A 25,383-nucleotide genomic window follows, 5' to 3' on the forward strand; every position below is an offset into this window, starting at 1 on the left:
GGCCTCACCCTGGATCGACAGGCAGAACCACAGTAATTTCCAGCCCGCCGCCTGGCCGCGGTACGGCGGCCACGCGCCCGCCGTGCGCCTCCGCCACCGACCGTACGATCGACAGCCCGAGCCCGGCGCCCTTCCCGCCGACGAGCCGCTCGGCCCCGAGCCGGTAGAACGGCTTGAACAAACTCTCCACCTCGTACGGCGGAATCTCCGGCCCGGTGTTCGTGACGACGACCTGCACCTCGTCGCCGGCGCGTTTGCTCACGACGCGGACCCAACGCCCGGACCTGGAGGCCATCTCAATCGCCGTTTCGCCGGGGTGCCCCGCCTGCGCGGTCGCGCGCTCGTCGATTGTGATGGCCTGGCGGTCCGTGTTGTGGCGGATGCCGTTCTCGACGAGGTTGTGGACGAGCCGTTCCAGGAGCAGCGCGTCGCCCCTGGTCGGGGCGTCGCCGGGGCCGCGGATCACCTCGACGCCTTGTGCTGCCGCCTCGTTCGCGAGTTGGGCGGCGACGTGGGTGACGATGTCGCTCAGGTTCACCGGGTAGACCGCCGTGAGCTGTTTCTCGGAGTCGGCGAGGATCAGCAGTCCCTCGATGAGCTGCTCGTGCCGGGCGTTGATCGTGAGCAGGCTCTCGCCCAGTTCCTTCACGTCCGCGGACGCCGTACGACGATGCATCGCGACCTCGACGAGAGCGCGGCCGAGCGTCAGCGGCGTACGCAGCTCGTGGGACGCGTTCGCGACGAACCGACGCTGGCCGTCGAACGAGTGGTCCAGCCGCTCGACCATCGTGTCGAACGCGTCCGCGAGGTTCTTCACCTCGTCGTCAGGCCCTTTCAGTGCGATCCGTTCGTGCAAGGCGGCCGGGGACGCGGCGATCCGCCGGGCGGTGTCGGTCACCCGGTGCAGCGGCGCGAGCACCCGGCCGGACACCAGCCATCCGAAGCCGGCCGCCAGCGCGCCGACAGCCAGCAGCGCGATGCTGCCCTGGGTCAGCATCGCCTTGATCGCGGCCTGCCGTACTTGCTCGCGCTGCTGCTCCATGACGCGTTCGGCGTCGGATCCGGTGAGTACGGCGCCGTCCTTGTTCATCACGTAGACGTCGTTCGTCGGGGGCGGCGGCTGCTTGGGTCCTGGGCTCGGGCTCAGGTAGGTGCCCTTGACGATCACGCGGTACTGCTGGCCGAGGTTGGCGTTGAACAGCGCGTAGGTGACGCCGAGGAGCAGGACGCCGGCGACCATGAACAGGCCGCCGTACAGCAACGTCAGCCGGCCGCGGAGCGAGAGCTTCTTCACGGGATTCTTCACGGGATTCTGTAGCCGACGCCGGTGACGGTCTCGACCAGTCCCGGCTCGCCCAGTTTCCGGCGCAGCTTGAGGATCGTCAGTCGTACCGCCCCCGTGAACGGGTCCACGTGCTCGTCCCATGCCTTCTCCAGCAGTTGTTCGGCCGACACGGTCGCGCCGTCGGCCCGCAGCAGCTCCGCGAGTACGGCGAACTCCTTCTTCGACAACGGCACGTACCGGCCGTCGCGGAACACCTCGTGCCGCGCCGGGTCCAGCGCCACCCCGGCGCGCCGCAGTACCGGTGGATCGGCGGGCCGGCTGCGACGACCGAGGGCGAGCACCCGGGCGGCGAGCTCGGCGAACGCGAACGGCTTGGTCAGGTAGTCGTCGGCGCCGAGTCCGAGACCCTCCACCCGGTCCGGCACCGCGGCCGCCGCGGTCAGCATCAGTACCCGGGTGTCGGACCCGGACGCCACCAGCTGCCGGCACACCTCGTCGCCGTGCACGACCGGGATGTCGCGGTCCAGTACGAGTACGTCGTACTCGTTCACGGCCAGCCGTTCCAGCGCGGCAGCGCCGTCACCGGTCACGTCGACGGCGTGCGAGTCGTCGCGCAACCACTCCGCGATCGCTGCCGCCAGCAACGGTTCGTCCTCGACCACCAGTACGCGCACGCACCCCATGATCCCCGACGGCTGCGTTTCCCCGATGTTTCCGCACTCGGAAACAGCCCGGAAACGGCCCGTACCGAAGCGTTGGCGGAAACGAGAGGAGCACCGAATGCGCAAGACCATTCTGGCCGTGTCTGTCCTGGCGGCCGGCCTGATCCTGACCGGCTGCGGAGCCGACAAGCCCGACGCCCAGGTCGCGTCCGGCGGCAGCGAATCCACCGCGCCCAGCAGTGCGCCGGCCAGTCTCAGCGCGGACGAGCTGGCGGTCAAGTTCACCCAGTGCTGCGCGAGAACGGGCTGAACGTACCGGACCCGGAGCCGGGCAAGGGGCCGATGCTGAAGTTCGACAAGAACTCCGGCGTCACCCAGGAGCAGGTCCAGAAGGCGATGGAGGCCTGCCGGCAGTACGACCCGCAGGCGTCCGGCAGCGCGAACCCGCAGCAGCAGGAGAACGGCCGGAAGTACGCGGAATGCATGCGGAAGAACGGTGTCGAGAAGTTCCCGGACCCGAAGCCGGATCAGCGCGGGATCATGATCGGCCCGGGCGTGGCGGACGACCCGGACTTCCAGAAGGCGCAGGACGCCTGCCAGAGCATCCTGGCGGCACGCTGATGCGGAAGGCACTCACCGCCGTCGCGGTGCTGGCCGCGGGTGGCGCCGCCGGCGTCTTCCTGGTCAACCGGGGCGACGCAGGCCAGGCCGCGAACCCCGCCGCGCAGCAGGTGCCGGTCAACACCACGAAGGTCACGCAGCAGACCCTGAAGGACACCGAGACCGAGGACGGCACTCTCGGTTTCGGTACCACGTCGGCCGCGGTCAACCGGACCGCCGGCACCGTCACCGCCGTACCGGACAGCGGGCAGGAACTGCGGCGTGGGAACACTGTTTACAGGATCGACAACAAGCCGACGATCCTGATGTACGGGGCACTTCCGGCGTACCGGAGGCTCGCGGTCGGGACCGAGGGCAACGACGTCCTGCAACTCGAGCAGAACCTGAAGGTGATGGGGTACACGGGGTTCACCGTCGACGACGAGTACACCGACGCCACCGCCACGGCGGTCAAGGAGTGGCAGGACGATCTCGGGCTGGACGAGACGGGCGTGGTCGAGCTCGGCAGCGTACTGTTCGCGCCCGGGCACATCCGGGTCGACAGCGTGCAGGCCGAGGAGGGGTCGCCGCTCGCGCCGAACCAGCCGGTGCTCAACTTCACCGGTACGACGCGCGCCGTCACGGTCCGGCTCGACGCGGCGGACCAGCGGCTCGCGGTGATGGGCGCGGCAGTGTCCGTCGCGCTGCCGGACGGGAAAACGGTGGCCGGGAAGATCCAGAAGGTTTCCACGGTGGTGATTCCGGCGGAGAGTCCGGACAAGGACCCGGAGACCAAGGTCGAGGTGATCGTTGCCATCGCCAACCAACAGGCGGTGGCGGCGTGGACGTCGGCGGCCGTCGACGTCACGTTCACCGCGTCCGAGCGGAAGAACGTACTGACCGTCCCGGTCGCGGCGCTGGTCGCGCTCCGGGAAGGCGGGTTCGGGGTCGAGGTCACGGACGGTACGGCGTCGCGGTACGTGCCGGTGAAGACCGGGTTGTTCGCGAGCGGGCAGGTCGAGATCAGCGGTACCGGGATCACGGCCGGTACCGCGGTGGGGATCCCGAAGTGATCGAACTCACCGACGTGACGAAGGTGTACCCGGGTGGGGTGACCGCGCTCGGCGGTGTCAGCGTGCGGATCGAACGCGGCGAGCTGGTCGCGATCGTCGGGCCGTCCGGGTCCGGCAAGTCGACGATGCTGAACGTCCTCGGGACGCTCGACCGGCCGACGTCGGGCACGGTCCGGATCGACCGGTACGACGTGGCACGACTGTCCGACGCGGGGTTGTCGGCGCTGCGGGCGGCGCGGATCGGGTTCGTGTTCCAGCAGTTCCACCTGGCGGCCGGCGTACGGGCGGTCGACAACGTGGCCGACGGGTTGCTGTACACCGGTCTCCGACTGTCGGCACGCCGGAAACGGGCCGCTGCCGCGCTGGAACGGGTCGGGCTGGGACACCGCCTGAGGCACGAGCCGCACGAACTGTCCGGCGGCGAACGTCAACGCGTCGCCGTCGCACGAGCCGTAGCCGGCGAACCCGCCGTACTCCTGGCCGACGAGCCCACCGGCGCCCTCGACTCCACCTCCGGCACCACCGTCATGCAACTCCTCCGCGACCTCCACACCGCGGGAACCACGGTGGTGGTCATCACCCACGACCGCGACATCGCGGCATCCCTCCCCCGCCAAGTCCGAATGCGCGACGGCCACATCCTCGAGGAGGTCCACGCATGAGCGAGGCGCGCCCAGAGCGCCCAGCCCCGCCCCCCGGCGCCGGTGCTCCCACATCGCGCAGCGAGCCGCGGAGCGGCGAACTGCGGCCGGCGAGCCTGGGGTTGCGGGATGTCGTGAGAGTCGGTGCGGTCGGGTTGCGGACCCGGCCTACCCGGGCGTTCCTGTCCGCGCTGGGGATTGCGATCGGGATTGCGGCGATGGTTGCCGTGGTGGGGATCTCGTCGTCTTCGCGGGCTCAGCTGGATGGGCAGCTGGATGCTCTGGGCACCAATCTGCTGACCGTCACCCCGGGAACACGGTTGACCGGCGAGCAGGCGCAGCTCCCGCTCACCGCGGAGGCGATGGTCGCGCGGATCGCGCCGGTCCGGGCCGAGTCCGCGATCGGCAAGGTCGACGACGCCTCGGTCTACCGGACCAACAAGATCCCGGACGTCGAAACGAACGGCATCATCGCGTACGCCGCCCGCACCAACCTCCTCGACACCATCGGGGCACGAGTACGCAGCGGGAAATGGCTCGACGCCGCAACCGGAACCTTCCCGGCAACCGTTCTCGGCGCGTCCGCCGCCGACCGGCTCGGCATCACCCGGGCCGGCCCGGACACCCAGGTACTCATCGGCAACACCTGGTTCACCGTGCTAGGCATCCTCCAACCGGCCGCGCTCGCCCCCGAACTGGACAGCGCCGCCCTGATGGGCTGGCCCGCCGCGAGCGGGAGACTGTCCTTCGACGGCCACCCGACCACGATCTACACCCGCTCCGACGACGCCCAGGTACCGGCGGTCCGATCGGTGCTCGGGGCAACGGCCAACCCGGAGGCCCCGAACGAGGTCGAGGTCTCCCGCCCGTCCGACGCGCTGGCCGCGAAACAGGCCGCCGGCCAGGCGTTCACCGGCCTGCTGCTCGGCCTCGGCGCGGTCGCCCTGCTGGTCGGCGGTGTCGGCGTCGCGAACATCATGGTGATCTCGGTCCTCGAACGCCGCGCCGAGATCGGCCTCCGCCGCTCCCTCGGCGCGACCCGCGGCCAGATCCGTACCCAGTTCCTGACCGAGTCGCTCCTGCTCTCCGCACTGGGCGGCCTAGGCGGCGCACTCCTCGGTTCAGCCGTGACGGCCGCGTACGCGTCGTACCAGAACTGGCTCACCGTCATCCCGGTCTGGGCCCTCGCCGGCGGCGTCGTCGCCACCCTGGTGATCGGCGCACTGGCCGGCCTGTACCCCGCCGTACGAGCCTCCCGCCTCTCCCCGACCGAGGCACTCGCGACGCCTTAGAACAGAACGACGCCGACGCCGGTGAGCGCGAGCTGCAGCAGCGCCACCGGCACCAGGCCCTGCCACGCGAGCTTCTGCAGTTGGTCGGCGCGCATCCGCGGGAACGAGACGCGTACCCAGATCACCACGACGGACACCAGGGCCACCTTCACCAGAGTCCAGATCCACCCGATCGACTCCGGTCCCGGACCGCTCCAGCCGCCGAGGAACAGCACCGTGGTGAGCCCCGCGAGTACGACGATCCCGGCGTACTCGGCGAGCAGGAACATCGCGAACCGGAGCCCGGTGTACTCGGTGTACGGCCCGAAGATCACCTCGGAGTCGGCGACCGGCATGTCGAACGGCGGCCGCTGCAACTCGGCCAGGCCCGCGATGAAGAACACCACGAGACCGGGCAGCTGCCAGAGCAACCACCACGGGTTCCACGCGTGGGCGATCCCGGTCAGGCTCAGCGACCCGGCCGCCACCGCGACGCTCGCCGCGGACAGTACGAACGGCAGCTCGTAGCTCATCAGCTGCGCCGCGACCCGGAGCCCGCCGAGCAGGCTGTACTTGTTCCCGCTGCCCCAGCCCGCCATCAGCGAGCCGAGTACGCCGATGCTCATCACGGCGAGTACGAAGAACAGACCGGAGTCGAGGTCCGCGCCGACGAGACCCGGCGCCAGCGGAATCGCGGCCAGCGCGGCCAGGTACGGCAGGATCGCGACGATCGGCGCCCACTCGAACACCCGCTTGTCCGCGGCGGCCGGGACCACGCTCTCCTTCTGGACGAACTTCACGCCGTCCGCGACCAGCTGTGCCCAGCCGTGGAACCCGCCCGCGTACATCGGGCCGAGTCGTGACTGCATGTGCGCCATCACCTTGTGTTCGGCCTGGCCGACCAACAAGGGCGCCACCAGGAAGGCGACCAGTACGCCCACCACCCGCACCACGAACTCGAGCATGACGATCAGCCTAGTGGCTCCGACTTGACCTCAACCAACGTTGAGGTCGGAAGGTGGGTCATATGCGAACAATCCTTGTCACCGGAGCCACCGGCCGCGTCGGCCGCCATGTCGTCGCCGGCCTGCAGGCCGCGGGTGTCTCCGTCCGCGCCCTTGTCCGTACGCCGGAAACCGCCGGCCTCCCGTCCGGCGTCGAGCTGATCCAGGGCGACATCCACGATCCGGCCGCCGTCCGGCGGGCCGCGGAGAACGCTGACGCGGCGTTCCTGCTCTGGCCGTCGTTCAGTGCGGACGGCGCCGCGGCGGTCGTTCGCGAAGTCCCGCGCCGGGTCGTCTACCTGTCGTCTTTGAGCGCGCCGTCCGGCGGCGTCTGGGGCGATGTAGAACAACTGCTGCAGGACAAGGACTGGACCTTCGTCCGGCCGAGCGGGTTCGCCGTCAACGCGCAGAACTGGGCGGGAGATTTCCGTACCGGCGACGTGGTCCGGGTCCCGTACCCCGAGGCGGGCCGCTCGATGATCCACGAACGCGACATCGCCGCGGTCGCCGTACTCACCCTGCTCGACGCCCACCACATCGGCCGGACGTACGACATCACCGGCCCCGAGGTCGTCACCCAGACCGAACAGATCGAGACGATCGCCCGCGCGATCGGCAAGCCGATGCGCGTCGAGGCCCTCTCCGACGCCGCCGCCCGGCAGGCGATGCTCGACCTGGGCGCCGACCCCATCCTCGCCGAAAGCTCAGTCGGCTACTGGGCTTCTCTCGTCGACAACCCCGAACCGGTCACGACCACAGTCGCCGAACTCACCGGCCAACCCGCCCGCACCTTCGCCGAATGGGCCACCGAACACGCCGCCGACTTCCGCGTACCGACCACGTCAGAGGTAGCCCACCGCTACACCGAGGCCCTCGCCGCCGGCCGCCTCGACGAAGCGCTCGCCCTCACCGCCCCCGACATCATCCGCGTCGCACCCCTGGAAACCGACGGCGAAGAAGTCGAGGTGAAAGGCACCGAAGCCATCCTAGAAAACGCCCGCCGACAAACCGCCGGCATCCACTACGACGCGATCGACGTCCTGGGCCCCCTCATCACCGACAACCACTTCGCCATCCGCTTCACCTTCCACCACGGCCCCACCCACACCACCAAACTCTCCCTCTGCACAGTCGACCAAGGCCAAATCACCCGCGAAGAGGTCTTCTACTACACCCCACCGAGTGGGAGTTGAAGCCAGCCGCCGACGTCTTGGCGGCCGGATTTGAGGGCGGCGGTGCGGGCGCCTTGGTTGGCGGCGTGGATGGTGCCGATGAGGATGCGGGTGGGGTCGGGGAGGGACTGGGCCAGGAGTGCGCTGAGGTGGCGGCCGTAGCCGTGGCCTCGGTGTTCCGGGGAGAGGACCAGCTCGCGGACGACGTACGCGGGGAGGCCCAGGGCGTCGTCGGGTTTGATGATCGCGGCGGCGTATCCGGCCCACTCGCCGTTCACGGTGACGTCGTACAGCAGGCCGTCCTCGGCGGATTCCTGCAGGTCGGCGAGGTCCTGGAGGGTGGCTTCCTCGACGTGGTGCGGGTGGTCGGCGTCGACGGCGGCGTACGCGCGGCGGGCGTCGTCGTAGTGGTCGACGGTCTTCGCCGGGCGGAGCGTGAGGCCGGGCGGTACGTCGTACGGCTGGAGCTCGCTGATCGGTGCGCCGAGGAACCGGCGGTCCGGGGTGGTGCCGTCGACGCCGGCGTCCGCGGTCCACAGGCGGACGTACAGCGGGTTGTGGACGCCGTAGTACTCGCGGGCCGCGGCCGCGATCGCCGGGAGGTCGTGCGGTTCCGGTGAACGGGTCATCGGCGTGGCGTCGACGAACGGCCGGTCCAGGTTCATGTTCTCGAACCGCATGCTGAACATCACGCCCAGGTCGTTGCCGACAGCAACCCACCGGTTGAGCATCGTCTCGGCCGGCTTGCCCGGCGCGAGGCGGGCGGCGCGCTGGGCGGCGATGTCGAGGTCCTCGGCCAGCAGGATGTCGAGCGCAGCATGCTCCTCGGCGAGGATCGCGAGCCGGCGCGCGTCGCTCACCCAGGTACGTGTGACCGGGTGCTGCCGCTCCAACGTCCAGCCGGCCAGCTCTTCAGCAGTTGGAATCACAACCCCTCAGCCTACTCATCCGCCCCAGCAGCCGGGTCGCCCTCCGACGGCGCAGACGCGGGAGGCGCGGCTGTCGGCGAGTCGGGGGCCGGCGTGGCGGGTGAGGTCGGTTGACGCCGGGCGCGGCGTTCGCCGGGGGTGGCTGTGCGGCGGGGGCGGGCGGGGGTCGAGGCGGCTTCGGCCGGTGCAAGGGGGTCGGGGGTTGGGGAGCCGGGTGGGCGGGGGCCCCAGGTTTCCGGGTCGGGGACGCCGGGCGGGAGGGTGCGGCGGCGGCTCGGGGCGCCGGCCGGGGCGTGGTCGGACTCGCCGGGTTCCTTCGCGCCGGGCCACGGTTTGGCGACCCGGGATGCGAGCACGAACTCCTTGCGCAGCGGGTGTCCTTCGAACTCCTCCGGCAACAGCAACGTGGTCAGGTTCGGATGCCCGGCGAAGCCGATCCCGAACATCTCGTGCGTCTCCCGCTCGTGCCAGTTCGCCCCGGCGTACACGTCGGTCAGCGTCGGCAGTACGGCGTTGTCGCGCGGCACCAGCGTCCGTACGAGCACGTGCTCGACATGCGACCCGCCCCAGAAGTCCGCGAGGTGCGACACGATCCGGAACCCGTCCTTGAGCTCGTCCGACGCGCTCAGGAAGTCGAAGAACGTGAACCCGACCGCATCCCGCAGGACCTCGTGCGCCGCCACCCACGATTCCGGCGGTACGTCGACCGCCGTCGGGCCGAAACTGTCCGCGGACGTGGCCGCGATCCCAGCGCCGGTCAGCGCCTGCAGGGCGTCCGAACTCAAGGCTGCACCAGGCCCCGCGTCAGCGCGCCCGCCGACGGCTCGTCGTACCGGCTCGCAACCGTCTCGCCGGCGATCTTCTCCTGCAGTTTGAGGATGCCCTGCAGCAGCGCCTCCGGCCGCGGCGGGCAGCCGGGTACGTACACGTCCACCGGGATGATCTGGTCGACGCCCTTGGTCACGCAGTACGAGTCCCAGTACGGGCCGCCGGAGTTCGAGCAGGAGCCGAACGAGATCACGTACTTCGGCTCGGGCATCTGGTCGTACAGCCGCTTGATCGCCGGCGCCATCTTGTCCGTGACGGTGCCGGACACCACCATCAGGTCGGCCTGCCGCGGCCCGGGCGCGAACGGGATCACGCCGAGCCGGATGAAGTCGTGCCGGCCCATCGATGCGGCGATGAACTCGATCGCGCAGCAGGCGAGGCCGAAGTTGAACACCCAGAGCGAGTACTTGCGGCCCCAGTTCAGCAGGTACCGCACGGGCTCCGGCGCGAGCCGCGCCAGCGCACCCACAGCCGGCCGCACGGTCGGCATCCCCAGCTCGGTCTCGGCCATGACGTCAGCCTAGTCCGACAATCTCTTCCGCGAGGATCTCCGGGTACTCGAGTGGCGCGTAGTGGCCCACGCCGTCGACCGGGCGGACGCGTACGTCGCTGTAGAAGTCGTCGACGCGGTCCGACCAGGCGCGCGGGAACAGCGGGTCGAACTCCGGCCAGAGCACCACGGTCGGTACGGCGATCCGGTCGTACGACGGCGGCGCGGTCTCGGCCGCGGACACGGCGACCGCCCCGGCACCCGCCCGGTACCAGTTGATCGACGCGGTGAAGGCGCCCGGCGCCGAGTACACCTCGACCAGGTGATCGAGCTCCGGCTCGAAGCCGGGCCCGGACCAGTGCGTCCAGAAGTGCCGCAGGTACGCGCGGACCGCGTCCGGCTTCCCGTCGATCAGCTCCTCGACGACCGGCAGCCGGTGGAACGCCTGGTACCAGAACTCGGTCTGCGCCTGCTCCGAGAACACCCGTTTCCCGATGCCGGGCAGCGGCGGCGCGATCACCAGCCCCTCCACCGATTCGGGCCGGGTCCGCGCGATCTGCTGGGCGATCCGGCTGCCGATGTCGTACCCGGCGAGCACCGGCCGGTCGAGGCCGAGCTCGGCGACCAGCGCGAGTACGCTCCGCGCCTGCGCGTCGGCGGCGTACTGCAGGGGATCCGGGTCGAGGCGGTCCGACGCACCGAACCCACGCAGGTCGGGCACCACCACCTCGCAGCCCCGCTCCGCGAGCATCGGCGCGAGCAGCCGGTAGTCGGTCCGGTCCCCGGGCCAGCCGTGCAGCAGCACGACCGCCGGTCCGTCGCCGTACCGGTCGTAGGCCAGTCTGAATCCGTCCACCGCGGCGCTGAGCTGCATGCCATTCATTGTTGACCATCGCCGGGCCGCGCCCTACCGTCGTTTTGAACAGGACTGAACAGGTCCTTCGAAGGAGCCGGGATGACCGACCAGGTCGAGGTGCAGCAGACCCGCGCGCTCTCCGTCGAGAGCAACGGGCTGAACGTGATCGCGGACGCGGACCGCAAGGGCCGCCCGAGCCAGTTGTTCTGGCCGTGGTTCGGGGCCAACGTTTCGGTGCTGGGGCTGAGCTACGGCGCGTTCGCGCTCGGGTTCGGGATCTCCTTCTGGCAGGCGGTGATCGCCGGGCTGATCGGGGTGGTGTTCTCGTTCCTGCTCTGCGGGCTGATCGCGCTGACCGGAAAACGTGGTTCGGCGCCGACCATGGTGCTGAGCCGGGCCGCGTTCGGGGTCCGCGGCAACAAGCTCCCGTCCTTGGTCTCCTGGTTGCTGACGGTCGGCTGGGAGACCGTGCTGACGATCCTCGCGACGTTGGCGACGGCAACCGTTTTCGAGCGGCTCGGCTGGGGCGGCGGCGCACTGACCAAGGTGATCGCGCTGATCGTGGTCGGCCTGCTGACCGTGGCCTGCGGCGTCCTCGGGTTCGACCTGATCATGCGCGCGCAGACGGTGATCACGATCGTCACCGGTGTACTGACCGTCGTCTACCTGATCCTGGTCGCCGACCAGCTGCACTGGAAGACGGTTTCGGGCATTCCGAACGGGTCGGCGCAGGCGGTGATCGGCGCGCTCGTGTTCCTGATGACGGGCTTCGGGCTCGGCTGGGTGAACGCGGCCGCGGACTACTCGCGGTACCTGCCACGCCGGGCGTCGAGCCGCGGCGTGGTCGGCTGGACGACGTTCGGCGGTTCGGTCGCTCCGGTCGTACTGCTGGTGTTCGGTCTGCTGCTCGCCGGCTCCTCGCAGGACCTCAGCAAAGCGATCGGCGCGGACCCGATCGGCGCGCTCGCCGAGGCGTTGCCGACCTGGTTCCTGGTGCCGTTCGTGATCGTCGCGGTGCTCGGGCTGATCGGTGGCGCCGTCCTCGACATCTACTCGTCCGGGCTCGCGCTGCTGTCGCTCGGGTTGCCGGTCAAGCGCTACGTCGCGGCGTTCGTCGACGGCGTGGTGATGATCGCCGGGACGATCTACGTGGTGTTCTACGGCGGAAAGTTCCTCGGTCAGTTCCAGGGTTTCCTGATCACGCTCGGCGTACCGATCGCGGCCTGGTGCGGGATCATGCTGGCCGACATCGCGTCCCGCCGCCGCGACTACGCCGAGGACGACCTGTACCGGCCGGCCGGGCGGTACGGCGACGTCCGGTGGCTGCCGGTGCTGACCATGGTCGTTGCCACGGGCATCGGGTGGGGCCTGGTCACGAACACGGCGGCGTCGTGGCTGACCTGGCAGGGGTACCTGCTCGGCGCGTTCGGCCTCGGCGCGAAGGACGGGGCCTGGGCGTACGCGAACCTCGGCGTACTGGCGGCGCTGGTGCTCGGGTTCGTCGCGCAGTGGTTCGGCGGGCGGGCAGCCGTTCGGCGTCAGGAGGCGTGACCGGTGCTGGCGCTGATCGATCTGCAGCGGATCTTCGCGGACCCGTCGTCAGGATGGGCGGCACCTGACTTCCAGCGGGTGGTCGGGCCGGTCCGCGAGTTGATCAAGCTGTGCTCGCCGGACGTCGTGTTCACCCGGTTCGTGGCGCCGGAGCAGCCGCGCGGAGCCTGGGCCGGGTACTACGAGGCGTTCCCGTTCGCGTTGCAGCCGGCCGACGCCGAGGACTACCAGTTGGTGGACGAGTTCAAGGGCGCTCCAACTCTGGACAAGACGACGTTCGGTGCCTGGGGCCCCGAGTTGGCGGCACGGGTCGACGGGCGGCTGGTGCTGGCCGGGGTGGCCACGGACTGTTGCGTGATCAGTACGGCGCTCGCGGCCGTCGACGCCGGCATCCAGGTCCAGGTGGTCGAGGAGGCATGTGCCGGGTCCACCGCGGAGAACCACGCGAAGGCGATCGACGTGATGCGGCTGTACGCGCCGATGCTGGAGATCGTGAGCGTGGAGCAGTTGCGATGATCCGGCTCAAGCACGAGCGGGTGGCGCGGGTCCTGGCGCGGGAGATCAAGTCCGGCGTCGTCCGGCGGGGGTCGCAGCTGCCGGGTGAGGTGGAGTTGGCGAAACGGTTCTCGGTCAGCCGGAACACGGTTCGCGCGGCCCTCGCCGTACTCGCCGAGGACGAGCTGATCGCCACCCGGACCGGCAAGGGCTCGTACGTACTGTTCGACGGGCGGCCGTTGGACGGGCGGCTCGGGTGGACGCACGCGCTGTCCGAGCAGGGTGTGGAGACCCGGATGCGGACGGTCCGGATCGAACTCGACGACAACCCGGACCTGGCCGCGCGGCTCGGCCTCGGATCGGCGTCGTTCGTGGTGATCGAACGCGTCCGGCAGCTCACGGACGGTACGTCGATCTCGCTCGAACGCAGCCGGATCCCCGCCGTCGACAGCCTGCGCGACCTGCCGGAACGAGGCCTCGACAACGGCTCCATCAGCGTCACGCTGAACCGGGCGGGCTTCTACCTGGACCACTGTGAACAACGCCTCCGCGGCCGCCCGCTCACCCCGGTCGAAGCGGGCCACCTGAACCGCCCGCCTGGCACCTGGTTCCTACACACCACCCGGACCAGCTGGACCGCCGCCAACGACTTCGCCGAACACGCCGACGAACTCCTCGACCCCACCCACTACGAACTGAACCTCTCCTACAACAGCTGAATCGGGTCCCTAAGGGGGTAGTTGCCCCGGGCATAGGGAGTTGTGCCGATGTGGGGCGTCTCCTCAGGGGCGGACTGTGTTCTCAGTAGCGAGAAGCAGTCGGAGGAGATCATGTTCGTTTACTCGACCGCCGCGGTACAGGCGGAGATGAAGTACCGCCAGGATCGGATTCGTCGCGACTTCCAGCGGCCGTCGTGGTTCCGCAAGCGGGTTCCGCAGCCGCCGCAGCCCTGTGCGCCTGAACTGCGGGCCCGGCCCGCGATGTGACGGCGCGTTCACCCCCACAAAGTCCCCCTCCCCCGGCGCGGCCGGCTCCCCCTTCGGAGCCGGCCGCGCCTCCGTCGTTCAGGGCACGAAAGCGGTGCCTAGGACCCCCTAAGAGCACCTAGGTGGTCGGTACCGCCGGGGATAGGGAGGAGTTCCGATGTGGCGGTCCACCTCAGACGCGCAGATTAGTGGATGTCGGCAGGGAGCCGGCGCAGAACAACGGAGGAACACATGTTCACCAACGCATCGGTCAAGGCAGAGGTCGACTACCGCAGGGAGCGCCTCAGCCGTGACTTCCGTCAGCACCGGGAGAACCGGGGCCGCCGGACCATCAGCCACCTGTTCGGCCGGAAAGCCTGAGAGGAGGAACCGACCATGATCAACATGCCACTGACCCCGGACTCCGTACGAGCGGAGACCGCGTACCGGCTGGAGCGCGCCAAGCGCGACTACCGGGCCGCGAACCGCCGGAAGCGGACCGCCAAAGAGACCGAGCGCCCCGACGCGCGCCCCGCCCTTCGACCCCGTCCGGCCGCATGACCGCCAGGACCGCCGTCCCTGATCGAGAAGCACCGATCAGGGACGGCTTTTCTGTAGCCGATTCTGTAGGCAATTCTGTGACGAGCAGAACCCACGGAACGGGATGCCGTCGAATTGTGTCGGCGCCAGGGGCGAAGATGGACGACGTGCCCTGGAACTCGACACCTCTCGTCGGCCGCTCGTCCGAGATGGCCGCCCTGCTCAGCGCCGTGGACGACGCCCGGACCCGGCGCGCCGGCGCCGTGGTGCTGTCCGGCGACGCCGGCGTCGGCAAGACCCGGATGCTCGACGAGGTGGCGACCGGTGCGCACGAGCGCGGATTCGGCGTACTGGTCGGCCACTGCACCGACTTCGGCGACGCCGGCCTGCCGTACCAGCCGTTCTCGGAGATCTTCGGCCGGCTGGCCGGCGACCGCCCCGACCTGGTCGAGGGCGTGCTGACGAACTTCCCCGCGATCGCCCGGCTGCTGCCGGCGCACCGGCTGCTCGGCGCGCAGCCCGCCCCGCAGGAGGGGCAGCTCGACCGGGCCGCGCTGTTCGACGCTGTGCTCGGCGCATTCACCGCGCTCGCGACCAGCGAGCCGCAGCTGGTGATCATCGAGGACGCGCACTGGGCCGACGACTCGACCCGGGACCTGATCGGTTTCCTGATCACCCGGCTGACCTCGCAGCGGCTCGCGCTCGTGGTGTCGTACCGCAGCGACGACCTGCACCGCCGGCACCCGCTGCGGCGGCCGATCGCCGAGTGGTCCCGCAACCCCCGGGTCCGTCGGGTCAACCTGCTGCCCCTCGACGCCGACGAGGCCCGCACCCTGCTGCATTCGCTGCTGCCCGCCCCGCTGCCCCCGGTCGAGGAGCAGCGGATCCTGGAACGGGCCGGCGGCAACGCGTTCTTCACCGAGGAGCTCGCGGCCGCGGCGTCGATGGGCGACAACGACGGCGTACCGCCCGATCTCGCCGATCTCCTCCTGGTCCGCCTCGACCCGCTGTCCGACGACGCCCGCCAGGTCGCCCGCGTGATCGCGGTCGCCGGTCATCGGGTGCCGCACACGCTGCTGACCGCGGTCGCCGACCTCCCGGACCGCGAGCTCGACGAGGCCCTGCGCGAGCTCATCGACGCCCACATCATCGACATCCCGACCACCGATCGGTACTACTTCCGCCACGCCCTGCTGGCCGAGGCCGTGTACGACGACCTCCTGCCTGGTGAGCGCGTCCGCCTGCACGCGGCGTACGTGAAGGCCCTGCAGGACCAGACCGTGGCGGGTACGGCGGCCGAGCTTGCGCGGCACGCCAAGCGGTCGCACAACCTGCCGGTCTCGTTCGAGGCGCGGGTCCGCGCGGGCGACGAGGCGATCTCGGTCGCCGCGCCGCAGGACGCGCTGAAGCACTACGAGCTGGCTCTGGAGCTGTTCCCGAACCGGGCGCCCGACAGCGCGATCGACAAGACCTGGCTGATCGTCCAGACCGCGACCGCCGCGACCCTGTCGTCGCAGCACCTGCGGGCGGTGAAGATCCTCCGCAAGGCGCTGGCCGACCTCCCGGCGGACGCCCCGAAGCTCGAGCGGGCACAGCTACTGCTCCCGCTGGCCGACATCGCGCTGGTGATCGACCAGGACCAGGAGTCCAACGAGGCCGTGTCGCAAGCGGTGAAACTCGTCAACGACGAGCCGGCCAGCGTGTTCAAGGCCCAGGTCGCGTCGCTGTACGCACGGGTCTCGGACGCGCTCGGCCGCCCGATGGAGGCGGAGCGCTGGGCACACAAGGCCCTCGAGATCGCCCGCGAGGCCGGCCAGGAGAGCGCGGCCAGCGACGCGGGGATCACGCTCGCGCAGCTCCGCCGCCGGGCCGGCGATCCGGAGACGGCGGTGAAGCAGCTCGAGGAGGCCGCCGTCCGGGCTCAGCTCACCGGAGATCCGGCGGCCGAGGTGCGCAGCCGGTTCCTGCTGGGCTCCACGCGCTACGAGCAGGGTGACCTGCTGAACGCGAAGGCCGCGCTGTCGTTCGCGACCAAGCGGGCCGGGGAGCTCGGCCGGCAGTGGGCGGCGTACGGGTTCGACGCCCGGCGGCTGCTGGCGCTGACGCAGTTCACGCTCGGTGAGTGGGACGAGGCGTCGGCGACCGCACGGACGGACTCGATGACTCCGGCGGCTGCCGGAGCGGCGCTGCGGGCGGTGGAGTTCTCGGTCCGCAGCGGGCGTGGTGACACCGCGGTCGCGGAGGAGTTCGAGATGTCCCGCAAGTGGTGGGACCTGGACATCTTGCTGCCGATCATCGGGCTGCAGCCGGCCGTGGACGCGTACCGCACGCTGGACAAGCCGGCCGAGGCGGAGAAGCTGATCGCCGACGTCTCCGCGCTCTGCGCCGACCTGTTCCAGACCGAGTGGCATCTCGCCCGGATCCGGTTCTCCGCGCTCGGCCTGCAGTTGTTGTGTCACCGCGCGGTCGGCGAGCCGTCGACCGCGGCAGAGCTGGTCGCGCGCGGAGCCGAACTGGTGTCGGCCGGTCAGGCGACCGCCGAGAAGGGGCTGCCGCCGGGGCGGTTGATGGGGGTCGAGGGGCTGGCCTGGCTGGCGCGGCTGGAGTCGGAGTGGGACCGGTTGCGCTGGCTGACCGGGATCGACGCGCCGACGCCCGAGGAGCATGTCGCCGCGTGGCAGCGGACCACGGACGCCTTCGGGTACGGGTACGTCTTCGAGCAGGCGTGGTCGCGGGTCCGGCTGTCGGATGCGCTGCGTGCGGCCGGCCGGGTCGCGGAGGCGAACGAGCAGTCCGCGCTGGCGGCCGAGGTCGGGCGGGAGTTGGGCGCACGGCCGCTGCTGGAGGAGGCCGGCGGTGGCGCGCACGGTGGGAGTGCGCTGACGTCACGGGAGACCGAGGTACTGCGGTTGCTCGCCGAGGGCCGTACGAACCGGCAACTCGCACGCGAGCTGTACATCAGCGAGAAGACCGTCAGCGTGCACGTGTCGAACATCCTCGCCAAGCTCGGCGTGCGCTCGAGGACCGAAGCCGCCGCGGTCGCGCGACGGGACGGGTTGCTCGCGGAGGATTAGGGCCTAGCCGTGCCGGCGCTTGGGCTCGGCTTCGAGGTGCCGGGCTCGGGCGCGGGCCAGTTCGTCAGGCTCCGGTTCGACCGCCTCGCGGCGTGCTGCGGGGCGGTGCAGTTCGGTGATGTCGTCGAAGACCTTGCGGGCGTGCCGCATCCGCGCCGCGGCCAAGAACACCAGCCCGGCCGCAGCGAGAGTGATCAACACCCACAGTTGCCACGACATAGCCTCACCACCACGTACTCGCCCCGTTCCCCCGAGTAATCACCATAGCCCTCAACCCAGCGCTTGGCGACCAGCTGTACGCATTCCGTTAAGAACTGCGCTTGAAACTCTCGTTTGTTGCCACACGCAAGCACAAACGGTGACCAGGGCAACAGAAATTGCAGAGACTTTCAGTTACTCCGGGGAGTGAGCCGTCCGCCGCGGAACAGATACGCAGCGCGACCGTCCACCGGTTCCCGGAACGCCAGCACCTCGTGCAGCTCCCGTTCCGGCTCCGCGGCGATCAGCCGGGACTCGTCCAGCGGTACGAACCGGGTCCGCCGCGGCTCGGGCATCAGCAGCCGCGCCTCGTCGCTGACCGCCTCGTCGAGCGCCCAGAACTCCCCGTCCTCGACGGTGATCGTGGACTGCATGAGGACTCCGGTGTAGCGGCCGGTGACCAGCTCCGCCGCGATCTCCGCCGGTTCCGCGGGCGGCACCGGGCGGGTCGGCAGCTCGATCCCCGCCGTCTCGCGCAGTACGTGGCCGACGAGTTCGTCGTACAGGGCTCCTGTGCTGCCGCCGTTGGTGAGCAGTACGACCGCGACCCCCTTGTCCGGCACCAGCCGGAAGAACGCGGACTGTCCGACCGTTCCGCCGTCGTGGCCCAGGAGCCGGCCGCCGTCGAAGATCATCCAGCCGAGCCCCCACTGCTCCGCGAACCCGCCGATCGCCGGTACGTCGACCTGCGGCGCCCACAGCTGGTCCACCGTCGCCCGGTCGAGCAGCGTCGCGTCCAGGTACGCACGGCCGAACGCGAGCAGGTCGCCCGCGCTCGTCGCGAGCAACGACCCGGCCGGCGCCATCGCGTGCACGAGGCTCCAGACGGGCGCGGCCTGCACCGGCGCGCCCGGCTCCGGGGCGACGTGCCCGAGGGCGGCTCGGTACAGCAGCGCCTCGTCGGCGATCGTCGCGACGTGCTCGATCCCGAGCGGTCCGGCGATGTGCTCGCGGATCAGCTGGTGGAACGGCTTGCCGCGCAGTACCTCGGCGATCCGGCCGAGTACGACGAAGCCGGAGTTGTTGTACGAGAAGCCGGCGCCGGGCGGGACCTCCTGCGGCAGCCCGGGCAGTACGTCGCGGACGAACAGCTCGACGGCGTCGTCACCGCGCGACGTCGGCGTGAACGCGTCGCCCGAGAACCCGCTGGTGTGCGTGAGCAGCTGGCGTGGGGTGATCGCGGCGGCCGCGGTCTCGTCGGCGAGCTTGAACTCGGGCAGGTACTCGCGGACCGGGCGGTCGAGGTCGATCAGGCCTTCGGCGACCAACTGCATGATCAGCGTGGTCGTCCAGAGCTTGGTGATCGAGCCGATCTGGAAGACCGAGTCGGTGGTGGCCTCGACGCCGGTGTTCAGGTTCAGGATGCCCGCGGCCGCCGTACTCACCTCGCCGTCGGCCAGCACCGCGACCGAGGCCGCCGGTACGCCGTGCTTGGTGATCAGTTCCGCGAGGTTCTCGTCGAGCCAGCTCTGCACGTCCGTGCTCCTTCGGAAGGCGGGGCATCAGCATATGCTCGGGCAGGTGCTCGTGCTCTCCGCCGATGAGGTCCGCAAGGCCGTTCCGATGCGTACGGCGATCGACGCGGTCCGGGACGCGTTCCGCGAACTCGCTGCCGGGCATTTCGTGTTGCCGCCGCGGCAGATCTTCGGTGACGGCGCGGTGCTGGTGATGTCGGCGTACCACTCGCCGACCGGGACCGCGGTGGTGAAGAAGATCGGGATCGCGCTCGACCAGGTACCGGCGATCCGCGCGACCGTGATCTGGACCGGCGGCGGGGAGCAACTCGTCGCCGACGGCAGCTCGATCACGACCCTGCGGACCGGCGCGGTCGTCGGCGTCGCGACCGACCTGCTCGCCCCCGCCGACGCGACGCGTCTGACCGTGATCGGCACCGGCGCGCAAGCACCCGACCAGGTCCGCGCGGTCCTCGCCGTCCGCCCGATCACGGACGTCACCCTCACCGGCCGCTCCGCGGACCGCGCCACCGCGCTGGCTCAAACCCTCGCCGCGGAGTTCCCCGACGTCCGCTTCACCCCCACCACGGACATCGAAGCGTCGATCGCCAATCCGAACATCATCTGCTGCGCCACCTCGTCCAGCACCCCACTCTTCGAAGCCGACGCCCTCCCACCCGAAGTCCACATCAACGCCATCGGCGCCTTCCGCCCCACCATGCGAGAACTCCCCCGAACCCTCTTCACCAACAGCACAACCGTGGTCGACCAACGCGAAGCCGCCCTGGAAGAATCCGGCGAAATCATCGACGCCGTCGACGCCGGGCTTCTTGGCACCCAGGACCTGATCGAGCTCGGCCCAGCGCTCTCGAACCCACCACACCCCGTCGGCCGCACGATCTTCAAATCAGTAGGCATCGGCTGCCAGGACTGGGCCATCGCCGCCGCCCTAGCCGGAGCAAAGACTCGCTCCTAGGTCCAGCGCAGTACGCCCTTGCGGTAGGCGTACAACAAGCCGACCGCGACGAAGGCGAGGAAGACGAACATTTCGATCAGGGTGGCGTAGCCGAGGGTGTTGAAGATGGTGGCCCAGGGGAAGAGGTAGATCGCGTCGACGGCGAAGATCACGTAGAGGTACGCGAACAGGTAGTACCGGATGTGGACCTGGGCCCAGCCTTCGCCGACCGGGTCGACGCCGGACTCGTACGTCTTGAGTTTGCCCTCGGTCGGATACGTGACGGTCAGCGCCTTGTTCAGCGCGAACGCGCCGATCAGCCCGACCAGGCCGAGCGCGACCACCGCGGCGACGACGCCATAGCTGTCCGACACAGGCAGCAGTCTAGTTCGTACAGAGCAGCAGCGAGTCGATCGAGACGTACGGGCCGTAGCCCGAGCGGATGTCCGCGAGCTGCAACCGCAACCGGGTGACGCCGGAGATGTCGGAGTTCAGCCAACCCTCGGTCTCCTGCTGCATCCGCACCGACGAGATCGCAGTGGTCCCGTTGTGCAGCGACACCCGGACCAGCCCGTCGGTCAGGTTGCCGAGCCAGTTCCGCGAGTACCGGCAACCGGTCGAGTCGACCTCGCCCCACACGTACCCGCCCTGGTTCGCGAGCAGGTCCGCCTCGGACCGCCGCGGCCCTTCGTTCGGCGGTACGACGTTGAACTGCGGCTGCCCCGCCCCGCCCACGGACAGCAGGCCCTTCTTGAACATGCCCCGCCACACGTAGTGCTTGAAGCTGATCATCGGCGACAGCCCAGCCGCGTACGGCGCCTGCGCCCCGATCGCGATCCGGTACGTCCGGATCGACCCGGGCTGGACCGTGGTGATCGTCACGCCGGTGCCGTTCGAGTACCCGTGCGCGACCTCCTGCCAGCGCTTCAGCGACGGGATCCACTGGTGCAGCGGGATCCGCGTACCGTTCGCGGGTGCCGGCGTCACCGTGCCGACGACGGTGATCACACCCTTCGTCGCGTCGGTCGTACGAATGCTGGAGATCGTCACGGTCCGCACCGGCGACGGGACCGCGGACGCAGTCGGGACGACGCCGCCGAGGCACAGCACCAGCAGCAGTCCGGCCAGCAGTCGGCGCATCGCACAACTCCCTGAAGTCGCAGTCAGTTGCGGCCACCCTGCCGTTTCCGGCTGCGGATCGCAAGCGAGCGTTCGCGGACGGTGATGAACCTCCATTACCTGACCCGGCCGGCTTGTAACACCGCGTCCCAGGCAGTGGACCACCGGGGCTTCCGCATGGTTCCGTTCTAAGGGCGAACTAATATTGGGGTTATCGCCCTGACGGGGGGATCGACCTGTCGTCCACGAAGCGGCAGACCGACCCAAGCTTCGACTTGGAGATGAACAGAACAGTGACCATCGAGGTCAAGCAGCTCGACCGCGTGGTGATCCGCTTCGCCGGCGACTCCGGCGACGGGATGCAGCTCACGGGGGACAGGTTCACAGCGGAAACGGCGTCGTTCGGCAATGATCTGTCGACGTTGCCCAACTTCCCAGCAGAGATCCGGGCACCAGCCGGGACGCTGCCGGGAGTCAGCTCCTTCCAGCTCCACTTCGCCGACCACGACATCCTCACGCCGGGCGACGCGCCCGACGTGCTGATCGCGATGAACCCGGCCGCACTGAAGGCGAATCTCAAGGACGTGCCCCGCGGCCGGACCCTGATCGTCGACACCGCCGACTTCACCGCGCGCAATCTGAAGCGGATCGGGTACGACGAGAACCCGCTGGAGACCGGCGAGCTGGACGGCTACCACGTCGTACCGCTGAACCTCACCGGCATGACGGTGGAGTCGGTCAAGGAGTTCGGCCTGTCCCGCAAGGACGCGTCCCGGGCGAAGAACATGTACGCGCTCGGCCTGGTGTCCTGGCTGTTCCAGCGGCCGACCGACTCCACGATCAAGTTCCTGGAGACCAAGTTCGCCGCGAAGCCGGACATCCGGGACGCGAACATCGCCGCCTTCCGCGCGGGCTACAACTTCGGCGAGACCGCCGAGGAGTTCTCGGTCCGGTACGAGGTGAAGCCGGCGCAGATGGCCAGCGGGACGTACCGCAACATCTCCGGCAACCTGGCGCTGGCGTACGGCCTGGTGGCGGGCGCGCAGCGGGCCGGCCTGCCGCTGGTCCTCGGCGCGTACCCGATCACCCCGGCGTCCGACGTCCTGCACGAGCTGTCCAAGCTCAAGCGGTTCAACGTCACCACGATCCAGGCCGAGGACGAGATCGCCGGCGTCGGCGCGGCCCTCGGTGCGTCGTTCGGCGGCGCGCTCGGCGTGACCACGTCGTCCGGCCCGGGGATCAGCCTGAAGTCGGAGACGATCGGCCTCGGCGTGATGCTCGAGCTGCCGCTGGTCGTCTGCGACATCCAGCGCGCCGGTCCGTCGACCGGGATGCCGACCAAGACCGAGCAGGCCGACCTGCTGCAGGTGATGTTCGGCCGCAACGGCGAGGCCCCGCTGCCGGTGCTCGCGGCCCAGTCCCCCGCGGACTGCTTCGCGATCGCGGTCGAGGCGGCCCGGATCGCGATCACCTACCGGACGCCGGTGATCGTGCTGTCCGACGGCTACCTGGCGAACGGTTCCGAGCCGTGGCAGATCCCGGTGATCGAGGACCTGCCGACGATCGACCCGAACTTCACCACCGCGCCGAACGCGCCCGACGGCAAGTACCTCCCGTACGAGCGCGACCCGGAGACGCTGGCCCGCGCCTGGGCCGTGCCCGGTACGGCCGGTCTCGACCACCGGATCGGTGGCCTCGAGAAGGAGGACAAGACCGGCAACATCTCCTACGACCCGGCCAACCACGACCTGATGATCCGGACCCGGCAGGCGAAGGTGGACGCGGTCGCCCGCAGCATCCCGCCGATCACGGTGGACGACCCGGACGGTACGGCGAAGGTCCTGGTGCTCGGGTGGGGTTCGACGTACGGCCCGATCGGCGCAGCGTGCCGCCGGGTCCGCACGGTCGGCGGCAAGATCGCGCACGCGCACCTGCGGCACCTGAACCCGTTCCCGTCGAACCTCGGTGACGTGCTGAGGTCGTACGAGAAGGTCCTGGTGCCGGAGATGAACCTCGGCCAGCTGGCGATGCTGCTGCGGTCGAAGTACCTGGTCGACGTGGTCTCGTACGCGCAGGTCCGCGGGATGCCGCTCGGTGCGGCCGAGCTGGCCGAGGTGATCGGCAACCTGGTCGAGGAGACCGAGGGCATCGACGACGACGCCCGCCACCTGGGGGCGGCCGCCGCCGCCGTGAAGCACGGCGAGGCGCTCGCCGACCAGAACGGCCACCTGAAGGAGGGTGCACGATGAGCGCCGTTGAACTCGGCATGCCGGGTCATGGACTGGCGGGTGTTCCACTCGCGACCGAGCCGCAGAATCGCAAGGAGTACGTGTCGGACCAGGAGGTCCGCTGGTGCCCCGGCTGCGGTGACTACGCCGTCCTCGCGGCCTTCCAGGGGTTCCTGCCCGAGCTCGGGATCAAGCGCGAGAACGTCGCGATCGTCTCCGGTATCGGCTGCTCGTCCCGCTTCCCGTACTACCTGTCCACGTACGGCATGCACTCGATCCACGGCCGCGCGCCGGCGATCGCGACCGGGCTGGCCACCGCCCGCCCGGACCTGAGCGTGTGGGTGGTGACCGGTGACGGCGACGCGCTGTCGATCGGCGGCAACCACCTGATCCACACGCTGCGGCGGAACGTGAACCTCAAGATCCTGCTGTTCAACAACCGGATCTACGGGCTGACCAAGGGGCAGTACTCGCCGACCTCGGAGCCGGGCAAAGTGACGAAGTCGACGCCGATGGGGTCGGTGGACAACCCGTTCAACCCGGTCTCGCTGGCGCTCGGCGCCGAGGCGACGTTCGTGGCCCGGACGGTCGACTCGGACCGCAAGCACCTGACGTCGGTACTGCGGGCCGCGGCCGAGCACCGGGGCACGGCGTTCGTGGAGATCTACCAGAACTGCCCGATCTTCAACGACAACGCGTTCGAGGCGTTCAAGGACCCGGAGACCCGGGACGACGCGATCATCCCGCTGGTGCACGGCGAACCGATCCGGTTCGGCACCGACGGGCACCTCGGCGTGGTCCGCGACGGGTTCGCGTCGCTCGCGGTCCGGGAGGTCGCGGACCTGCCCGGCGGCGAGGCCGACCTGGTCGTCCACGACGCCCACGTCGACGACCCGGCGTACGCGTTCGCCCTGTCCCGCCTCACCGACGGCGGCGTCCTGCACCGCGCCCCGATCGGCGTCTTCCGCAACGTCGACCGCCCCGCGTACGACGACCTGGTCCGCCAGCAAATCAAAACCGCCCAGGAATCCCAGGGCCCCGGCGACCTCCAGTCACTCGTCACCGGCGCCGACACCTGGACCATCAACTAGCACCCCCCACGCCGGACCTGCGCACCACGCGCAGATCCGGCGTGCTGCACTACACCAGCGCGCAGATCCAGCACACCCACCCGCAGCACGCGGGTCCGGCACACCTACAGCAGCGCGCGGGTCCTGGCACACCCACAGCAGCGCGCGGGTCCGGCACATCTACAGCAGCGCGCGGGTCCGGCGCATCTACAGCAGATCGAGCAGACTGTGCCCGGTCGAGCGATCCAGGTGCCGCGCCGCCAACCCGGCCCGCCGCGCAGCCAGCACGTCGAGCTCCAGGTTGTCCCCCACCATCAACGCCTCACCCGGCTCAACGCCGAGCTCTTCACAGACACATTGGTAGGCCAACGGATCGGGCTTGCTGACGCCGAGTGATTCGGATGCGCACACGACGTCGATGTATTCCGCGAGCCCGATTGCGGCGAGTTTTGCTTCTGCTGCACGGTATTCCCGTTCGTCAACACCCCGACCCGCCACCCGTTGCCCCGGGCAACCTCCAGCGCGGGCCGCGCATCCGGGTACGCGATCCAGTGCGACCGGTACTGCGCCAGATACCCCTCGAACACCTCGTCCAACTCGGCATCCGCCGACGGCACCTCCCGCCCGAGAAGCGGCAGAAACGCCCGCAGCCGCTCCCGCCGCTGCCCCTGATGCGTGAGCTCTCGCCGCAGGTACGCGTCGTACACCCGGTCCTCGATCGCGAACCACTCCGCGACCAGCTCGTCCGCCGGCGCGATCCCGAGCCCCGCGACCCACGCCCGCAGCGCCCGCTCGGCCGACCCGGTGTGGTCGAACAACGTGTTGTCCAGATCGAAAACGACAGCCTTCATCCGCGCCATCCT

The 25,383-nt window shown here is 69.9% G+C and carries 27 protein-coding genes and 1 pseudogene; 16 read left to right on the forward strand and 12 right to left on the reverse strand.

Annotation, left to right across the window (positions count from 1 at the left end; genetic code table 11):
• Positions 1–4 precede the first annotated feature (4 nt).
• Both ACFYRU_RS06340 and ACFYRU_RS06345 read right to left on the reverse strand, forming a co-directional pair.
• On the reverse strand, positions 5–1,306 hold the full coding sequence (locus ACFYRU_RS06340) for a sensor histidine kinase (protein WP_387653634.1): 1,302 nt from the start codon (positions 1,304–1,306) through the stop codon (positions 5–7).
• On the reverse strand, positions 1,303–1,959 hold the full coding sequence (locus ACFYRU_RS06345; RefSeq protein WP_387653637.1) for a response regulator transcription factor: 657 nt from the start codon (positions 1,957–1,959) through the stop codon (positions 1,303–1,305). Before ACFYRU_RS06345 ends, ACFYRU_RS06340 begins: the two co-directional genes overlap by 4 nt.
• A gap of 106 nt (positions 1,960–2,065) precedes the next feature.
• On the opposite strand from ACFYRU_RS06345, the gene ACFYRU_RS06350 reads away from it, so the two are divergent.
• From ACFYRU_RS06350 to ACFYRU_RS06370, 5 genes are all read left to right on the forward strand, one after another.
• Positions 2,066–2,257, forward strand: coding sequence for a hypothetical protein (locus tag ACFYRU_RS06350; RefSeq protein ID WP_387653640.1), 192 nt, complete (start codon positions 2,066–2,068; stop codon positions 2,255–2,257).
• Positions 2,236–2,568, forward strand: a complete 333-nt coding sequence (locus ACFYRU_RS06355) for a hypothetical protein (RefSeq protein WP_387653643.1) — start codon at positions 2,236–2,238, stop codon at positions 2,566–2,568. Before ACFYRU_RS06350 ends, ACFYRU_RS06355 begins: the two co-directional genes overlap by 22 nt.
• Positions 2,568–3,620 (forward strand): peptidoglycan-binding protein, encoded by a 1,053-nt coding sequence (locus ACFYRU_RS06360; protein ID WP_387653646.1) that lies wholly within the window; start codon positions 2,568–2,570, stop codon positions 3,618–3,620. Before ACFYRU_RS06355 ends, ACFYRU_RS06360 begins: the two co-directional genes overlap by 1 nt.
• Positions 3,617–4,282: an ABC transporter ATP-binding protein gene (locus tag ACFYRU_RS06365; RefSeq protein WP_387653649.1), complete on the forward strand. Its 666-nt coding sequence runs from the start codon at positions 3,617–3,619 to the stop codon at positions 4,280–4,282. Before ACFYRU_RS06360 ends, ACFYRU_RS06365 begins: the two co-directional genes overlap by 4 nt.
• A 113-nt stretch (positions 4,283–4,395) precedes the next feature.
• Entirely contained in the window at positions 4,396–5,553 is a 1,158-nt protein-coding gene (locus tag ACFYRU_RS06370) for an ABC transporter permease (protein ID WP_387653652.1), read from the forward strand.
• On the opposite strand, the gene ACFYRU_RS06375 is transcribed toward ACFYRU_RS06370, so the two are convergent.
• Positions 5,550–6,497: an NADH-quinone oxidoreductase subunit H gene (locus ACFYRU_RS06375; protein WP_387653655.1), complete on the reverse strand. Its 948-nt coding sequence runs from the start codon at positions 6,495–6,497 to the stop codon at positions 5,550–5,552. The two genes, ACFYRU_RS06370 and ACFYRU_RS06375, sit on opposite strands and share 4 nt — an antisense overlap.
• Positions 6,498–6,559: 62 nt before the next feature.
• Between ACFYRU_RS06375 and ACFYRU_RS06380 the strand changes: the two genes are divergently transcribed.
• Positions 6,560–7,729, forward strand: coding sequence for an NAD(P)H-binding protein (locus ACFYRU_RS06380; RefSeq protein WP_387653657.1), 1,170 nt, complete (start codon positions 6,560–6,562; stop codon positions 7,727–7,729).
• On the opposite strand, the gene ACFYRU_RS06385 is transcribed toward ACFYRU_RS06380, so the two are convergent.
• The 4 genes from ACFYRU_RS06385 to ACFYRU_RS06400 are packed head-to-tail and all read right to left on the reverse strand — an operon-like array spanning position 7,705 to position 10,829.
• Positions 7,705–8,637: a GNAT family N-acetyltransferase gene (locus tag ACFYRU_RS06385; protein ID WP_387653660.1), complete on the reverse strand. Its 933-nt coding sequence runs from the start codon at positions 8,635–8,637 to the stop codon at positions 7,705–7,707. The two genes, ACFYRU_RS06380 and ACFYRU_RS06385, sit on opposite strands and share 25 nt — an antisense overlap.
• Positions 8,638–8,648: 11 nt before the next feature.
• Positions 8,649–9,422: an NADH-quinone oxidoreductase subunit C gene (locus ACFYRU_RS06390; RefSeq protein WP_387653663.1), complete on the reverse strand. Its 774-nt coding sequence runs from the start codon at positions 9,420–9,422 to the stop codon at positions 8,649–8,651.
• Complete coding sequence (locus ACFYRU_RS06395; RefSeq protein ID WP_387653665.1) at positions 9,419–9,976, reverse strand: NADH-quinone oxidoreductase subunit B; 558 nt, start codon at positions 9,974–9,976, stop codon at positions 9,419–9,421. The genes ACFYRU_RS06390 and ACFYRU_RS06395 overlap by 4 nt, the downstream gene beginning before the upstream one ends.
• A 4-nt stretch (positions 9,977–9,980) precedes the next feature.
• On the reverse strand, positions 9,981–10,829 hold the full coding sequence (locus tag ACFYRU_RS06400) for an alpha/beta fold hydrolase (RefSeq protein WP_387653668.1): 849 nt from the start codon (positions 10,827–10,829) through the stop codon (positions 9,981–9,983).
• An 81-nt stretch (positions 10,830–10,910) separates the two neighbouring features.
• Between ACFYRU_RS06400 and ACFYRU_RS06405 the strand changes: the two genes are divergently transcribed.
• From ACFYRU_RS06405 to ACFYRU_RS06435, 7 genes are all read left to right on the forward strand, one after another.
• Positions 10,911–12,362, forward strand: a complete 1,452-nt coding sequence (locus ACFYRU_RS06405) for a purine-cytosine permease family protein (protein WP_387653670.1) — start codon at positions 10,911–10,913, stop codon at positions 12,360–12,362.
• 3 nt (positions 12,363–12,365) lie between these two features.
• Positions 12,366–12,878, forward strand: coding sequence for a cysteine hydrolase family protein (locus ACFYRU_RS06410; protein ID WP_387653673.1), 513 nt, complete (start codon positions 12,366–12,368; stop codon positions 12,876–12,878).
• Positions 12,875–13,576, forward strand: a complete 702-nt coding sequence (locus ACFYRU_RS06415; protein ID WP_387653675.1) for a GntR family transcriptional regulator — start codon at positions 12,875–12,877, stop codon at positions 13,574–13,576. The genes ACFYRU_RS06410 and ACFYRU_RS06415 overlap by 4 nt, the downstream gene beginning before the upstream one ends.
• Positions 13,577–13,687: 111 nt before the next feature.
• A complete protein-coding gene (locus ACFYRU_RS06420) occupies positions 13,688–13,843 on the forward strand; it encodes a hypothetical protein (protein WP_387653678.1) in 156 nt (51 codons plus the stop codon).
• Positions 13,844–14,074: 231 nt separating this feature from the next.
• The gene (locus ACFYRU_RS06425; RefSeq protein ID WP_387653681.1) at positions 14,075–14,203 is read left to right on the forward strand and encodes a hypothetical protein; all 129 of its coding nucleotides are present in this window, start codon (positions 14,075–14,077) and stop codon (positions 14,201–14,203) included.
• 15 nt (positions 14,204–14,218) lie between these two features.
• The gene (locus ACFYRU_RS06430) at positions 14,219–14,383 is read left to right on the forward strand and encodes a hypothetical protein (RefSeq protein ID WP_387653684.1); all 165 of its coding nucleotides are present in this window, start codon (positions 14,219–14,221) and stop codon (positions 14,381–14,383) included.
• 137 nt (positions 14,384–14,520) lie between these two features.
• Positions 14,521–17,436, forward strand: coding sequence for an AAA family ATPase (locus tag ACFYRU_RS06435; RefSeq protein ID WP_387653687.1), 2,916 nt, complete (start codon positions 14,521–14,523; stop codon positions 17,434–17,436).
• A 3-nt stretch (positions 17,437–17,439) separates the two neighbouring features.
• Here ACFYRU_RS06435 and ACFYRU_RS06440 read toward each other — a convergent pair whose 3' ends face one another.
• Positions 17,440–17,655, reverse strand: a complete 216-nt coding sequence (locus ACFYRU_RS06440; protein WP_387653690.1) for a hypothetical protein — start codon at positions 17,653–17,655, stop codon at positions 17,440–17,442.
• Positions 17,656–17,825: 170 nt separating this feature from the next.
• Positions 17,826–19,169, reverse strand: coding sequence for a serine hydrolase domain-containing protein (locus tag ACFYRU_RS06445; RefSeq protein ID WP_387653693.1), 1,344 nt, complete (start codon positions 19,167–19,169; stop codon positions 17,826–17,828).
• Between the two features lie 46 nt (positions 19,170–19,215).
• Here ACFYRU_RS06445 and ACFYRU_RS06450 point away from each other — a divergent pair, with 46 nt between their 5' ends.
• Positions 19,216–20,124 carry an ornithine cyclodeaminase family protein gene (locus ACFYRU_RS06450; RefSeq protein ID WP_387653696.1) on the forward strand — a complete coding sequence of 303 codons (909 nt, stop codon included), beginning with the start codon at positions 19,216–19,218 and terminating at the stop codon, positions 20,122–20,124.
• On the opposite strand, the gene ACFYRU_RS06455 is transcribed toward ACFYRU_RS06450, so the two are convergent.
• Together ACFYRU_RS06455 and ACFYRU_RS06460 are read right to left on the reverse strand one after the other, a co-directional pair.
• Entirely contained in the window at positions 20,121–20,477 is a 357-nt protein-coding gene (locus tag ACFYRU_RS06455) for an NADH-quinone oxidoreductase subunit A (protein WP_387653699.1), read from the reverse strand. The genes ACFYRU_RS06450 and ACFYRU_RS06455 overlap by 4 nt on opposite strands.
• Positions 20,478–20,487: 10 nt before the next feature.
• On the reverse strand, positions 20,488–21,243 hold the full coding sequence (locus ACFYRU_RS06460) for a hypothetical protein (RefSeq protein WP_387653702.1): 756 nt from the start codon (positions 21,241–21,243) through the stop codon (positions 20,488–20,490).
• Positions 21,244–21,503: 260 nt separating this feature from the next.
• On the opposite strand from ACFYRU_RS06460, the gene ACFYRU_RS06465 reads away from it, so the two are divergent.
• Positions 21,504–23,471, forward strand: coding sequence for a 2-oxoacid:acceptor oxidoreductase subunit alpha (locus ACFYRU_RS06465; RefSeq protein WP_387653704.1), 1,968 nt, complete (start codon positions 21,504–21,506; stop codon positions 23,469–23,471).
• Complete coding sequence (locus ACFYRU_RS06470) at positions 23,468–24,541, forward strand: 2-oxoacid:ferredoxin oxidoreductase subunit beta (RefSeq protein ID WP_387653707.1); 1,074 nt, start codon at positions 23,468–23,470, stop codon at positions 24,539–24,541. The genes ACFYRU_RS06465 and ACFYRU_RS06470 overlap by 4 nt, the downstream gene beginning before the upstream one ends.
• A 297-nt stretch (positions 24,542–24,838) precedes the next feature.
• On the opposite strand, the pseudogene ACFYRU_RS06475 reads toward ACFYRU_RS06470, so the two are convergent.
• A pseudogene (locus ACFYRU_RS06475) lies at positions 24,839–25,380 on the reverse strand (HAD family hydrolase); the annotation flags it as partial.
• Between the last annotated feature and the right edge of the window lie 3 nt (positions 25,381–25,383).

It is taken from the genome of Kribbella sp. NPDC004536, from assembly GCF_042873835.1.
Lineage (GTDB): Bacteria > Actinomycetota > Actinomycetes > Propionibacteriales > Kribbellaceae > Kribbella.